This window comes from Pelomonas cellulosilytica (assembly GCF_021353265.1).
In the GTDB taxonomy this organism is placed as follows: Bacteria; Pseudomonadota; Gammaproteobacteria; order Burkholderiales; family Burkholderiaceae_C; genus Pelomonas; species Pelomonas cellulosilytica.
Genome location: NZ_JAJTWU010000004.1, coordinates 349,421 through 361,800, shown reverse-complemented (window position 1 = coordinate 361,800; position 12,380 = coordinate 349,421). Strand labels below are relative to the sequence as shown.

Here is a 12,380-nt window from a genome sequence, read left to right as displayed (position 1 = left end):
CAGGCCGCCGGGCTGACTACACTTGGCTCTATGAGCGACGCCAACTCCAAGCAGGGCCCGGCTTCCCTGCAGTTCCAGCCCAGCCAACTCGGCGGCTCCTTGCCGCTGCCCACGGTGGGCGGGCAGGGCGCCAGTTCGAGCGCCCGGCCCAGCGTCATCCAGCTCGTGTTCCGCGAGAAGTCGGCGCTCTATGCTGCCTACATTCCGGCCTTCACGGACGGCGGCCTGTTCGTGCCGACCACGCGCGATTACAAGCTCGGCGAGGACATCTACCTGCTGTTGGCGTTGCCCGAGGACAACCAGCGCTATCCCGTGGCCGGCAAGGTGGCCTGGCTGACACCGGCCAACGCGTCTGGCGGCCGCACGCAGGGCGTGGGCGTGCGCTTCCCGGGTGACGAGAAGACGCGCCTGATCCGCCTGCGCATCGAGGAAATCCTCGGCACCGCGATCTCGTCCAGCAAGCCGACGCAGACGCTCTGACCTGCAGCCGGCAGCCGCGCCGGTGCCTTCCGACCGATGTTCATCGATTCCCATTGCCACCTCAGCTTCCCTGAGCTGAAGGCTCGCCTTCCCGACATCCTGTCCGACATGCGTCACGCGCAGGTGGTGCAGGCCATCTGCATCTGCACACAGATGGAGGAGTTCGACGCCGTGCATGCGTTGGCGCTCGAGCATCCGCAGCTGTGGGCCACCGTTGGCGTGCATCCCGACACCGAGGACATGCGCGAGCCCGATGTGGCCGAGCTGGTGCGTCTGGCGGCCCAGCCCCGGGTCGTGGCCATCGGCGAGACCGGGTTGGACTACTACCGCCTCAATGGCCGCAGCATCGACGACATGGAGTGGCAGCGCGAGCGCTTCCGCACGCACATCCGCGCAGCTCGGCAGGCCGGCAAGCCGCTCGTCGTGCACACCCGGTCCAGCGCGGCGGACACGCTGCGGGTGCTGGACGAGGAGGGCGGCGAGCAGGCCGGCGGCGTGTTCCACTGCTTCACCGAGAAGGCGGAAGTCGCGCTCGCCGCCGTCGAACGTGGCTACTACATCTCGTTTTCTGGCATTGTCAGCTTCAAGAACGCGCAGGATCTGCGTGACCTGGCCAAGCTGCTGCCGCTGGACCGCGTGCTCATCGAGACCGACAGCCCCTATTTGGCGCCCGTGCCGTTCCGCGGCAAGACCAACACGCCGGCCTATGTGCCGCATGTCGCACAGGCCGTGGCCGATGCGGTGGGCGTGCCGGTGGCCGAGCTGGCTGCCGTGACCAGTGCCAACACGCGGCGGCTGTTCCGGCTGCCCGAGGCCCCATGAAGGCCGGGCTGGCTGCCCTGGGGCTGGCTCTGGCGACGGCCGTTGCTGGCGCGTCGCCCATCGACGACCTGACGTTCGCTGCGGAGATGAACGATCCACGTGGCGTGCAGGCGCTGCTGGCGCAGGGCGTGGACCCCAACCTAGCGGATTCGCGCGGGCGGACGCCGCTGTTCACGGCCGTCCGGGAGAACTCGCTGAAGGCGCTCGCTCCGCTGCTGGCCTCGCCGCGGCTGCAGGTCGACAACGCGAATGCGTCGGGCGAGACGCCGCTGATGATCGCCGCGGTGCGCGGCTCGCTGCCGGCCGTGAAGGCGTTGGTGGCGCGCGGCGCGGCTGTCAACCGCACCGGCTGGACGCCGCTGCACTACGCCTGTAGCGGCCCCGACAACGGCGTGGCCGCCTACCTCCTCGCCCAAGGGGCCGAGTTGAATGCGAGGTCCGAGAATGGCACGACACCGCTGATGATGGCCGCCCGGTATGGCAACAGTGAGCTTGTGCCGCTGCTGCTGAAGGCGGGAGCCGAGCCGCGCGCGGCCAACGAGCAGGAGCTCACGGCCGCCGATTTCGCGCAGCGTGGCGGCCGCGAGGGCGTCGCCGCGGAGCTGCGCCGGGCGATGGCCGAACGGCAGGGCGCAGGGACTGCCAAGTAGTGCACGCCGCGCGGGGCATGTAGGGCAAAGTCTTACAAGGCCTACCGCGCTGAGCCGACTGGCCCGGACCGGCTTGGCTGCCTACAGTGGACTCACCGTCAAACACGAGGTCCACCATGCTGCCCACCACCGCCCACCTGGCCGATCCCTTCGCGATGCTGCTGGCGCCCGATGAGGTGATGAGCGCCATCGAGCGTTCAGACCGCCTGGCGCGGCTGCAGCGGCGCGTGTACCGTCCGCTGGACCGCCCCTGGATCCCGCTGAAGGCCAGCGCTGATTTCGATAGCGAGATCGACGCCGAGCCGGACCTCGACATTCCCGACCTCGCCGACGACGCCGCCTGAAGCGAAAAAGCCCGCTCCTTTCGAAGCGGGCTTTTTGTTTCGAGGCTCGCAGGCGTCTTAGACGCGCTTGCGGTACTCGTGAGTGCGGGTGTCGATTTCGATCTTGTCGCCGTTCTCGACGAACAGCGGCACCGAGATCTCGAAGCCGGTGCCCTTCAGGCGGGCGGGCTTCAGGACCTTGCCCGAGGTGTCGCCCTTGACGGCCGGCTCGGTCTCGATCTCGCGGACGACGCTGGTGGGCAGTTCCACGGAGATGGCCTTGCCGTCGTAGAAGGTCACTTCCACGGCCATGCCGTCTTCGAGATAGGAGATGGCGTCGCCCATGTTCTCTGCCTCGACCTCGTACTGGTTGTACTCGGTGTCCATGAACACGTACATCGGGTCGGCGAAGTAGGAGTAGGTGCACTCCTTCTTGTCGAGGATGATCTGGTCCATCTTGTCGTCGGCCTTGAAGACCAGCTCGGCGCCCGCGCCGTTCAGCAGGTTCTTCATCTTGATGCGCACGGTCGCAGCACCACGGCCACCACGGCTGTATTCGGTCTTCAGAACGACCATCGGGTCCTTGCCCTGCATGATCACGTTGCCGGCGCGGATTTCTTGAGCGAGTTTCATGGGGAGTCTCTCGGGATTGGGTCAGGCGCTGCGCACCAGACTCCAGAGGATGGCATCCCGGTTGGCGCGGCAAAGCCCGACATTCTAGCTGGAAAGCCCTAAGAAGCCTTGCAATTGCGTCAGCAAGTCCGGCTGCGCCACCAACTGCTCACGCCATTTCCGCGCGTGGGATGAGGCGTCCTCAAGGCCCGTCAGCGAATGGGGCAGCGCGCCCAGTCCGTTCCAGCCGCGCCAGACATGCCGCCAAGCCGTGGGGAGCGCCGCGCGGTCCATGAAGGCTTCCAGCTTGACGTGGTGGGCGTTGTCCTCGGGCTGCGGGTAGATGTGCCACACGAACGGCTTGCCGGCCCACTGTGCGCGGACGAACGAGTCCTCGCCGCGGACGAAGTTCAGGTCGCAGGCCCATAGCAGCCGGTCGTAGTCGTCCTGCGTGAGATAGGGCAGGGCGATGCAGCGCAGCTGCGGTCGATCCGTGACGAGTGCCTGCAGCGGCCCTGGGCACGCCAGCACCAGTGTCGGGCGTTCGGCCAGCGCCGCGAGCAACGCGGGCAGCGCCGGGTTGGCGTAGGCGAACAGGCTCACGACGCGCTCGCCGTCGCGCGGCGCCCAGTCGTGGCCGGTGAGCCAGGCGCGGCCGTCGAAGGCGGCAATGCGCGCCGGCAGGCCCGGCTCGCGCAGCAGCCCGCCGGTGCGCGGCGTGAAGCCCGGGTAGAAGAAATGCTTGGACAGCCCGACGCCGGGCCCGCTGAATTGCGGCGAGGCCAGACCGTGGCTGCGCTCGACGTAGTCCTCGGCGCTCAGGTATTCGAGGTTGATCCATCGCGGCGCCGGCTGTCTAGCCGCCATGCGGGCGATGAAGGCGGGCGGCAGCTCGCAGCCGAAAGCTTCGATGACAACGTCGCCCGGCCGGGTGTCGACGTCGCCTGCCGGCCAGCCGCGCAGGTCGATGCCCGGATGCGGCCCGGCCGCCATCCACGCGAGTGCGGTGGCATCGTCCACCCACAGCCTTACCTGCTCGCCACGCGCGGCCAGATCTCGCGCCAGGCGCCAGCAGACGCCCAGGTCGCCATGGTTGTCGATGACGCGGCAGAAGAGGTCCCAGAGCATCGCGCCATTGTCCCCGGCACTCCCGGGCCAAAATCCGGTGGATGCCCACCGCCTCTCCTTCTGACACGGCCGTCACCGAACGCGAACTGCGCGACAAGCTGCTCGGCGAAGTCAACGCACTGCCGGCGCTGCCGGGCGTCTACCGCTACTTCGACGCCAAGGGCGAGGTGCTCTACGTCGGAAAGGCCAAGGACCTCAAGAGGCGCGTCAGCAGCTACTTCCAAAAGAGCCACAGCGACCCGCGCATCGGCGTCATGGTGTCGCGCATCGCGCGGCTGGAGACGACCGTCGTGCGCACCGAGGCCGAGGCGCTGCTGTTGGAGAACAACCTCATCAAGGCGCTCAACCCGCGGTTCAACATCCTGTTCCGCGACGACAAGAGCTACCCCTACCTGAAGATCACGTCGCACGCCTGGCCGCGCATGGCTTACTACCGCGGCGCGGTGGACAAGCGGCATCAGTACTTCGGACCGTTCCCGAGCGCCTGGGCGGTCAAGGAGTCCATCCAGCTGATGCAGAAAGTCTTCAAGCTGCGCACCTGCGAGGACAGCGTCTTCAACAACCGCAGCCGGCCCTGCCTGCTGCACCAGATCAAGCGCTGCTCCGCACCCTGCGTGCCGCTGGGCCAGACGCCCGAGTACGCGCGCGACGTGCACAGCGCCGAGCGCTTTCTGCGCGGCGAGACCGACGAGGTGATGGCGTCGTTGCAGACCCAGATGATGGCCTTCGCCGAGGCCCAGCGCTACGAGCTGGCCGCCGAGGTGCGCAACCAGATCCAGGCGCTGTCCAAGGTGCTGCAGCAGCAGGTCATCGAGGAAAGCAGCGCGACCGGCCGAGACCGTGACGTGGACATCCTGGCCGTGAAGGTGCAGGGCGGCAAGGCCTGCGTGAACCTCGCCATGGTCCGTGGCGGGCGGCACCTCGGCGACCGCGCGTTCTTCCCTAAGCATGTCGACGACGCAACGGCGCTGCAGCTCGACGACGAGGAGCGCCTGTCGCCCGAGCGCCAGGTGCTGGAGGCCTTCATCGCGCAGCATTACCTCGCGTCGCCGGTGCCGGGGCTCATCGTCGTCAGCGATGCGGTGGATCCGGAGCTCGCCGAGGCGCTGGGCGCGCAGGCCGGCAGCCGCGTGACGGTGCAGGCACAGCCGCGCGGCCAGCGGCGCGTGTGGCAGGAGATGTGTGTCAAGGGGGCCGAGCTGGCACTGGCGCGGCTGCTGGCCGAGGAGGGCTCGCAGCAGGCGCGTACAAGAGCGCTGGTCGATGCGCTGGACCTTTCCGTCGCCGAGATCGACAACTTCCGCGTCGAGTGCTTCGACATCAGCCACACCGCCGGCGAGGCGACGATGGCCAGTTGCGTCGTCTTCGAGAACCACCAGATGCAGAGTAGCCAGTACCGGCGCTACAACATCGAGGGCGTCATCGGCGGCGACGATTACGCGGCCATGCGTCAGGTGCTGACCCGCCGCTATAGCAAACTCGCCGAGGCGGCGCAGCTCGGCACCGGCCGCCTGCCCGATCTCGTGCTGGTGGACGGCGGGCGAGGCCAGGTCAGCATGGCGCGTGAGGTGTTCGAGGAGCTGGGGCTCGACCTCAGTCTCATTGCCGGCGTGGAAAAAGGCGAGGGCCGCAAGGTCGGGCTGGAAGAGCTGGTGTTTGCCGACGGCCGCGAGAAGGTCTACCTGGGCCGCGACTCGGCTGCGCTGATGCTGGTCGCCCAGATCCGCGACGAGGCCCACCGCTTCGCCATCACTGGCATGCGCGCCAAACGTGCGGCGACGCGCACGGGCGGTTCGCGGCTGGAGGACGTGCCGGGCGTGGGTCCCAAGAAACGCTCGCAGCTGCTGCAGCGCTTTGGCGGCGTGCGCGGCGTGGCCGGTGCAAGCGTTGACGAATTGGCGAGCGTCAAAGGCATTTCGCGCGAACTCGCCGAGGATATCTATCGCGCGCTGCACTGAAGTGCAGAACGCGCGAACTCGCCGAAGATCGCGCCCTGCGCAGAGCAACGACGAACCCCAAGGAGCCGCATGTCCCTCATCGACCGCGCCAAGCGTGCCGCTCACTGGCTGATCGGACCCGTGCTCGCCGCTTGCGGCGGGCCACGGGCGCCGGCGCCGGTGCCAGCTCCCGCACCGCCACAGTCGCCCGTGGTGGCGGCCGCACCCGCGCCAGCTGCCGCTGCGATGGCGCCCAAGCCGGCCGGCATGCCTTCGCCCAAGGCAGTGCGCACGCATGACGAGCTGCGCCGTCAGGCGGCCGAGCGCCTTGTGCAGGCCAACCCGGAGCGCAGCTACACCACGCCCGCGCCACCGCACCTGCTGACCGTCATCGTCGTGGACGTAGAGGTGAAGGCTGACGGCAGCGTGCGCAAGATCAACGTCATCCGGCCGCCGAAGTACGGCCCCGAGACGCTACAGATGGCCATCGACGCCATCCACCGCGCTGCGCCCTTCGGCGACGTGCGCCGCATGCCCGAGCCGTGGAAGTTCACGGAGACCTTCCTGTTCGACGAGAACCGCCGCTTCAAGCCGCGCAGCCTCGACTGACTGCCGCCCCGGCACAATGCCCCTATGTTCCTGACGCTCCCGACTCTGCTGACCTGGGCCCGCATCGTGGCCATCCCGCTGATCGTCGGGGTGTTCTACTTGGATCTGACCCGCGCGCACCAGAACCTGTTCGCGACGACGCTGTTCATCGTCGTCGCGTTGACCGACTGGCTGGACGGCTACCTGGCGCGTCGCCTGAACCAGACGTCGTCGTTCGGCGCCTTCCTCGATCCGGTCGCCGACAAGTTCCTGGTGTGCTCGTCGCTCCTCGTGCTGCTGAAGCTGGGCCGCGTCGAGGACTTCGTGGCGCTGGTCATCATCGGCCGCGAGATCGCGATTTCTGCGCTGCGCGAGTGGATGGCGCAGATCGGGGCGTCGCGCAGCGTCGCGGTGCACATGGTCGGCAAGCTCAAGACCACCGTGCAGATGATCGCCATTCCGTTCCTGCTCTACGACGGTCGTTTGTTCGACGTCGTCCCGACCCGCGTCTGCGGCACGTGGCTGATCTATGCGGCCGTCGTGCTGACCATCTGGTCCATGGTCTATTACCTCCAGAAGGCCTTGCCGGAGATCCGCGCCAAGGCCCGATGACCGCGTTCGAGGGGGCCGAGTTGTATCGGGACTTTTCCCGGCCCGCCGGCTGACGAACGCGCGTCTAGAATCCGCTTCCCCGCGCGAGCCCTGGCCGTTCAACTGGCCCCATACAAGCTCCTGCCATACGCGGGAGTCCGCTGAATTCGTCCAACCTGGGGGCACGAGTGAACAAGTCTGAACTGATCGAGCACATCGCCAAGCAGGCCGACATTTCGAAGGCCGCTGCCGGCCGCGCGCTCGAAGCCGTCATCGGCGGCGTCAAGACGACGCTGAAGAAGAATGGCACCGTTTCCCTGGTAGGCTTCGGTACGTTCAGCGTGACGAAGCGGGCCGCTCGGACGGGTCGCAACCCGCGCACGAACGAAGCGATCAAGATCAAGTCCGCAAAGGTGCCGAAGTTCAAGCCCGGCAAAGCCCTCAAGGACGCCGTGAACTGATTTCTTCCCCGGTCACCGGGCGCTTAGCTCAGTTGGTAGAGCACCTCCCTTACACGGAGATTGTCGGCGGTTCGAGCCCGTCAGCGCCCACCACCCGACCCCTGCATGGCAGGCCGTCGAGCCGCATCTAGAATGCGGCTCCCCTCGAAGGCGAACCACGGTTCGCCTTCGTTGCGTTTGATCCTTCAAGGTTCTCCGAGATGTTCGATTTCGTCCGCCAGCACAACCGCCTGTTCCAGTTCATCCTGCTGCTGCTGATCCTGCCGTCCTTCGCCTTTGTCGGCATGCAGGGCTACACGAGCATGATGGGCGGCGCCAATGCCGGCGTGGCCAGCGTCGATGGCCGAAAGATCACCCAGGCGGAATGGGACGTCGCCCAGCGCGAGCAGGCGGACAACATCCGCCGCCAGAGCCCCGGCATCGACGCCAAGCTGCTGGACACGCCCGAGGTCAAGCACCGCGCGCTGGAGACGCTGGTGACGCAGCGAACGCTGCAGGCCGCCGCGGACCACCAGCACTTCACGCCCAGCGTCGAGGCGACGAGCGCCCGGTTCTGGGCTGACCCGCAGTTCGCCTTCCTGCGCAACCCGGACGGCACCGTCAACAAGGGCCTGCTGGCCGCGCAGGGCCTGACGCCGTCGGGTTTCCTGGAGCGGCTGCGTCAGGACTACGGCCTGCGCCAGGTCGTCTCACCGGTTGAGACCTCCACCGTCGCCGGTGCGGCCAACGCCAAGTTGGCCTTTGACTCGCTGCTGCAGCAGCGCGAGGTGCAGTTCCAGCGCTTCGACGTGAAGGACTTCGCCGCCAAGCTCAATCCCGGCGACGCCGACATCGAGGCCTTCTACAAGGAGCCCGCCAACGCGGCGAAGTTCCAGTTGCCCGAGTCTGCGCAGATCCAGTACCTCGTGCTCGACGTCGAGGCGTTGAAGAAGGACGTGACCTTCACCGACAAGGACCTGCACGACTACTACGAGCAGAACGCGTCGCGCTACGGCGTGCCGGAAGAGCGCCGCGCCAGTCACATCCTCATCAAGGTGGACCGTAGCGCGCCGGCCGAGGAGCGCGCCAAGGCGAAAGCCAAGGCCGAAGACCTGCTGGCCCAGGTGCGCAAGAACCCTGCTTCCTTTGCCGAGCTGGCAAAGAAGAACTCGCAGGACGAGGGCTCGGCGGCCAATGGCGGCGACCTTGACTTCTTCGGCCGCGGCGCCATGGTCAAGGAGTTCGATGCGGCCGTCTATGCGATGAAGCAGGGCGAGATCAGCAACCTTGTGGAGACGGACTATGGCTACCACATCATCCAGCTGACCGGCGCCCGCGGCGGCGAGAAGAAGCCCTTCGACGCCGTGCGCGCCGAGGTCGAGAACGAGGTGCGCAAGCAGCTCGCGCAGCGTCGCTATACCGAAGCTGCCGAGCAGTTCGGTAACCTCGTCTACGAGCAGTCTGACAGCCTCCAGCCGGCTGCAGACAAGCTCAAGCTGCAGGTTCAGACTGCGACCGTCACCCGTCAGGCCCAGCCTGGTGCCGTGGGTCCGCTGGCTTCCGCCAAGCTGCTGGATGCCGTTTTCGGCGCCGAGGTGCTGCGCAACAAGCGCAACACTGAAGCCGTCGAGACCGGCCCCAGCCAGCTCGTGTCGGCGCGTGTCGTCCAGTACAACCCGGCACGCGTGCCGCCGCTGGCCGACGTGAAGGACAAGGTGCGCGAGCAACTCGTCCGCAAGCTCGCGACGGCGGAAACCAAGAAGGCCGGCGAGGCCCGCCTGGCCACGCTGAAGGCCAACGCGGCCGACACGGCCGGCCTGGACGCCGCCGTCACGGTGTCTCGCGCCAAGCCGGCCAACCTGACCCGTGCCCAGTTGGAGGCCGTGCTGGGTGCCGACGCCGCCAAGCTGCCGACGGCTGTCGGCGTGCCGGCCGACGACGGCAGCTACGTCGTCGTGCGCATCAACCAGCTGCAACCCCGCGACGCCGCCGTCATCGACGACAAGCGCGCCAGCCAGCAATACGCCTCCGTCTGGGCTCGCGCCGAGAGCGAGGCCTACCTGGGGGCATTGAAGTCTCAGTACAAAGCGGTCATCAAAGTGGCTGCACCTGCATCTGCCGCAAGCGCACCCTGATTTCTGCGCTATACTAGTTGGCTCTGCGGTGGCTGTAGCTCAGTTGGTAGAGTCCAGGATTGTGATTCCTGTTGTCGTGGGTTCGAGTCCCATCAGCCACCCCAAAAAGTGCTAGTAAAAACAAGGACCTTCGGGTCCTTGTTTCGTTTCAGGGGCACGCCACCGGCCTTGCGCCGTCTCGCCGAGCGGCCCACGCTGCTGAACCGGCCGGCCGGCCGGCCTGCCTGCGGCTGAGGGCTGCTGTGTTGGACCACCTGCGCACACGCTGCTCAATTGACTTGGCACCGCCTGCGGATTGGCGGCGCGAGGCACGGATCAGCTGTCGCTGCGAGCACTGCCTGGCGCTGGGCCGCTTCCTGCAAAGTGCCAACCAGGAGGTCTGGCGCTTCAAGGCTCGCGAGGCCGATCGCCGTCACGTCGAGGAATCAATCCGTCGGGTCCACCACGACGTCGACTGCAGCATCGAGCGCAAGGGCAGTCCTCACGTGCTGGTATGCACCAAGAATCAGGCGAGCTACGAGCGCAGGGTCGCGCAGCGACGGGCGGACCTCGACGATCTGACGCGACTCGGAGCTTAGGCTCGCTCGGCTGGGCGGCACGTCGGGGCGAGACGCCATGGTCCTCGCACCACCGCTGCGTGACCGCCTCCATGGCCTGGCGTTCGAAGGCGAACCAGACCTCGCGTTGCGCCTGGTGCGCAGTCAGCACGTCCCTGAATCGACGGAAGGGCTTGTGCTGTTGCACCGACTGCCCGAGCTCCCGGGCCAGGCGGTTTCGACGCTTCCCATGGCGCTGCCGTTCATCAACGATGGTGGAAAGAGCATGCCAATGCGCCAGAGAGAGGACTGGTTATTTCCCAGCGCGGCGGGGATCGACGTGTGCGCTTCGAGCCACTGGGTGGCGGTGCTGTCGCATAGAACAGATGCACCGGTGCGGGGGCTCGGCACGATGACCGACGACCTCAACGGCCTGGCCGACTCGCTGATAGCGTGCGGCATGGAGGCTCACTTGGTGAGCCAGCGAGGGCGCAGGATGTCGGCATGACCAACCGCTCCTCCAATGAGATCGCGCCGCGGTGCGCTACCCCAGTGGGCGATGGCTTGCTGGCGCGTGTGCCGGGCCAGTGCATCGCGCAAGCCGGCCGATCCCTGCCGGATCCTGCCTGCACGCTCCATGATGAGATGCAGGTTGACGTGGAAACGCCGCGACTTGGCCGTGTGCGTCTGACTTTCAAGAAGCAGCGCTACAGCCGGCCGCTGGGCAAGATCCCGTACGTCGCCTGGCTCTGCCGACACGCAGAACCTGTCGACGGCGCCTAGCCCCCTGCGCCGAGCGTTTGACCTTCGCCAACGCGCGCCGTCAACTCACTCGTCGAGCAAGAGCCTGGCCGCGGCCACCTCTGCGATCGCCAGCGCGGCCGTCAGCCCGGGTGACTCGATACCCAGCAGTTGCACGAGGCCCGGTGCGGGCGCGTCGATGACGAAATCCGCGGCGGGCTCGCCCGGGCCGCTGAGCTTGGGCCGGATGCCGCTGTAGGCCGGCTGCAGCACACCGGGCGGCAGCGCGGGCCAGTAGTGGCGCACCTCGGCTTCAAATGCGGCGCCGAGCGCCGGGTTGACGGTGTATTGAAGTGCAGCGGGATCGGCGTCGGGCAACCATTGCACGTCGGGCCCGAAGCGCGCTTGGCCTCCCAGGTCCAGCGTCAGGTGCACGCCCAGGCCGCCGTCCACCGGCAGCGGATAGATCAGGCGTGAGAACGGCGCCCGTCCGGCCAGCGAGAAGTAGTGGCCCCGCGCATACCGCAGGGCTGGCGTCGGCACGCCAAGCGACTGGGCCACGCGACCCGCGAACAGGCCCGTCGCATTGACGACATACCGCGCGCCGAGCTCGAAGCCCTCGCTGCCGATGCGCAGCCGCCAGCCGCAGCCGTCGCGCGTGCCGCCCGTCACGGGGCTAGCGAGGGCCAGCGTGGCGCCGCCGGCCTCGGCATCGGCCAGCAGCGACGTCATCAGCGCGTGGCTGTCGACGATGCCGCTTGATGGCGACAACAGCGCAGCCTGGACATGCAACGCCGGTTCGAACGCCAGCGCTTCGGCGCGGTCCAGCAGCCGCAGGTCGTCGACACCGTTGGCCGCCCCGTCGGCGGCCAGCGCTTCCAGCCGCTGCAGGTCTTCATGCCGTGTGGCGACAACCAGCTTGCCACAGCGTCGGTGTGCGATTCCTCGCGCCTCGCAGTAGCGGTACAGCAGCGCCCGTCCCCGCACGCACAACTGCGCCTTGAGGCTGCCTGACGGGTAGTACAGGCCGGCGTGCACGACCTCGCTGTTGCGAGACGAGATGCCGGTGCCGATGGCTGATGCGGCCTCGATGAGGATGACTTCGCGCCCGCGCTGAGCCAGTTCGCGGGCGACGGCAAGGCCGATGACGCCTGCACCAATGACGGCAATGTCTGTCTGATCCACGTTGCGAGCCTACGGCCTTGCGTCCAGATCGATCTCGAAGTTGGTGCGTGCCGCATTGGTGTTTACCCGCGGCGGCCGCAGCGCTCCACATCCTTGTCGGTCGACCTTCCCCTAGCTTAGGGGGCAGCTGTCGCGTTGATGAGTGACGACTCGAACGCGTGCATTTGTCGCGCCCGAGGAAGATTCCGTCTTGGCATCTTGCCCGGTGATGG

The 12,380-nt window shown here is 67.4% G+C and carries 15 protein-coding genes and 2 tRNA genes; 14 read left to right on the top strand and 3 right to left on the bottom strand.

What is annotated here, in order from left to right; genetic code table 11:
* The first annotated feature begins 30 nt into the window (after positions 1–30).
* The 4 genes from LXT13_RS12485 to LXT13_RS12470 all read left to right on the top strand — a co-directional run bounded on the left by LXT13_RS12485 (position 31) and on the right by LXT13_RS12470 (position 2,296).
* Positions 31–480 (top strand): PilZ domain-containing protein, encoded by a 450-nt coding sequence (locus tag LXT13_RS12485; protein WP_233372254.1) that lies wholly within the window; start codon positions 31–33, stop codon positions 478–480.
* Between the two features lie 36 nt (positions 481–516).
* Positions 517–1,302, top strand: coding sequence for a TatD family hydrolase (locus LXT13_RS12480; RefSeq protein WP_233372253.1), 786 nt, complete (start codon positions 517–519; stop codon positions 1,300–1,302).
* Complete coding sequence (locus LXT13_RS12475) at positions 1,299–1,952, top strand: ankyrin repeat domain-containing protein (protein WP_233372252.1); 654 nt, start codon at positions 1,299–1,301, stop codon at positions 1,950–1,952. The genes LXT13_RS12480 and LXT13_RS12475 overlap by 4 nt, the downstream gene beginning before the upstream one ends.
* A 116-nt stretch (positions 1,953–2,068) precedes the next feature.
* On the top strand, positions 2,069–2,296 hold the full coding sequence (locus LXT13_RS12470; protein ID WP_233372251.1) for a hypothetical protein: 228 nt from the start codon (positions 2,069–2,071) through the stop codon (positions 2,294–2,296).
* Between the two features lie 57 nt (positions 2,297–2,353).
* Here the strand turns inward: LXT13_RS12470 and efp are convergent, their stop codons facing one another.
* Positions 2,354–2,908: an elongation factor P gene (gene efp, locus LXT13_RS12465; protein ID WP_233372250.1), complete on the bottom strand. Its 555-nt coding sequence runs from the start codon at positions 2,906–2,908 to the stop codon at positions 2,354–2,356.
* A gap of 84 nt (positions 2,909–2,992) precedes the next feature.
* Positions 2,993–4,015, bottom strand: a complete 1,023-nt coding sequence (earP, locus tag LXT13_RS12460) for an elongation factor P maturation arginine rhamnosyltransferase EarP (RefSeq protein WP_233372249.1) — start codon at positions 4,013–4,015, stop codon at positions 2,993–2,995.
* 41 nt (positions 4,016–4,056) lie between these two features.
* Here earP and uvrC point away from each other — a divergent pair, with 41 nt between their 5' ends.
* The 10 genes from uvrC (at position 4,057) to LXT13_RS12410 (ending at position 11,025) form a co-directional block, all read left to right on the top strand.
* On the top strand, positions 4,057–5,973 hold the full coding sequence (gene uvrC, locus LXT13_RS12455; protein ID WP_233372248.1) for an excinuclease ABC subunit UvrC: 1,917 nt from the start codon (positions 4,057–4,059) through the stop codon (positions 5,971–5,973).
* A gap of 69 nt (positions 5,974–6,042) precedes the next feature.
* A complete protein-coding gene (locus LXT13_RS12450; protein WP_233372247.1) occupies positions 6,043–6,561 on the top strand; it encodes a hypothetical protein in 519 nt (172 codons plus the stop codon).
* A 24-nt stretch (positions 6,562–6,585) separates the two neighbouring features.
* The gene (pgsA, locus tag LXT13_RS12445) at positions 6,586–7,152 is read left to right on the top strand and encodes a CDP-diacylglycerol--glycerol-3-phosphate 3-phosphatidyltransferase (RefSeq protein WP_233372246.1); all 567 of its coding nucleotides are present in this window, start codon (positions 6,586–6,588) and stop codon (positions 7,150–7,152) included.
* A 167-nt stretch (positions 7,153–7,319) separates the two neighbouring features.
* Positions 7,320–7,592 (top strand): HU family DNA-binding protein, encoded by a 273-nt coding sequence (locus LXT13_RS12440; protein ID WP_233372245.1) that lies wholly within the window; start codon positions 7,320–7,322, stop codon positions 7,590–7,592.
* 17 nt (positions 7,593–7,609) lie between these two features.
* Positions 7,610–7,685, top strand: a tRNA-Val gene (locus tag LXT13_RS12435).
* Between the two features lie 107 nt (positions 7,686–7,792).
* Complete coding sequence (locus tag LXT13_RS12430) at positions 7,793–9,706, top strand: peptidylprolyl isomerase (RefSeq protein WP_233372244.1); 1,914 nt, start codon at positions 7,793–7,795, stop codon at positions 9,704–9,706.
* Positions 9,707–9,734: 28 nt separating this feature from the next.
* Positions 9,735–9,810, top strand: a tRNA-His gene (locus LXT13_RS12425).
* Positions 9,811–9,951: 141 nt separating this feature from the next.
* Positions 9,952–10,284: a hypothetical protein gene (locus tag LXT13_RS12420; protein ID WP_233372243.1), complete on the top strand. Its 333-nt coding sequence runs from the start codon at positions 9,952–9,954 to the stop codon at positions 10,282–10,284.
* A 37-nt stretch (positions 10,285–10,321) separates the two neighbouring features.
* Complete coding sequence (locus tag LXT13_RS28965) at positions 10,322–10,750, top strand: hypothetical protein (protein WP_419964666.1); 429 nt, start codon at positions 10,322–10,324, stop codon at positions 10,748–10,750.
* Positions 10,747–11,025 carry a hypothetical protein gene (locus LXT13_RS12410; RefSeq protein ID WP_233372242.1) on the top strand — a complete coding sequence of 93 codons (279 nt, stop codon included), beginning with the start codon at positions 10,747–10,749 and terminating at the stop codon, positions 11,023–11,025. Before LXT13_RS28965 ends, LXT13_RS12410 begins: the two co-directional genes overlap by 4 nt.
* A gap of 45 nt (positions 11,026–11,070) precedes the next feature.
* Here the strand turns inward: LXT13_RS12410 and LXT13_RS12405 are convergent, their stop codons facing one another.
* Positions 11,071–12,168 carry an NAD(P)/FAD-dependent oxidoreductase gene (locus tag LXT13_RS12405; RefSeq protein WP_233372241.1) on the bottom strand — a complete coding sequence of 366 codons (1,098 nt, stop codon included), beginning with the start codon at positions 12,166–12,168 and terminating at the stop codon, positions 11,071–11,073.
* Positions 12,169–12,380: the final 212 nt, after the last annotated feature.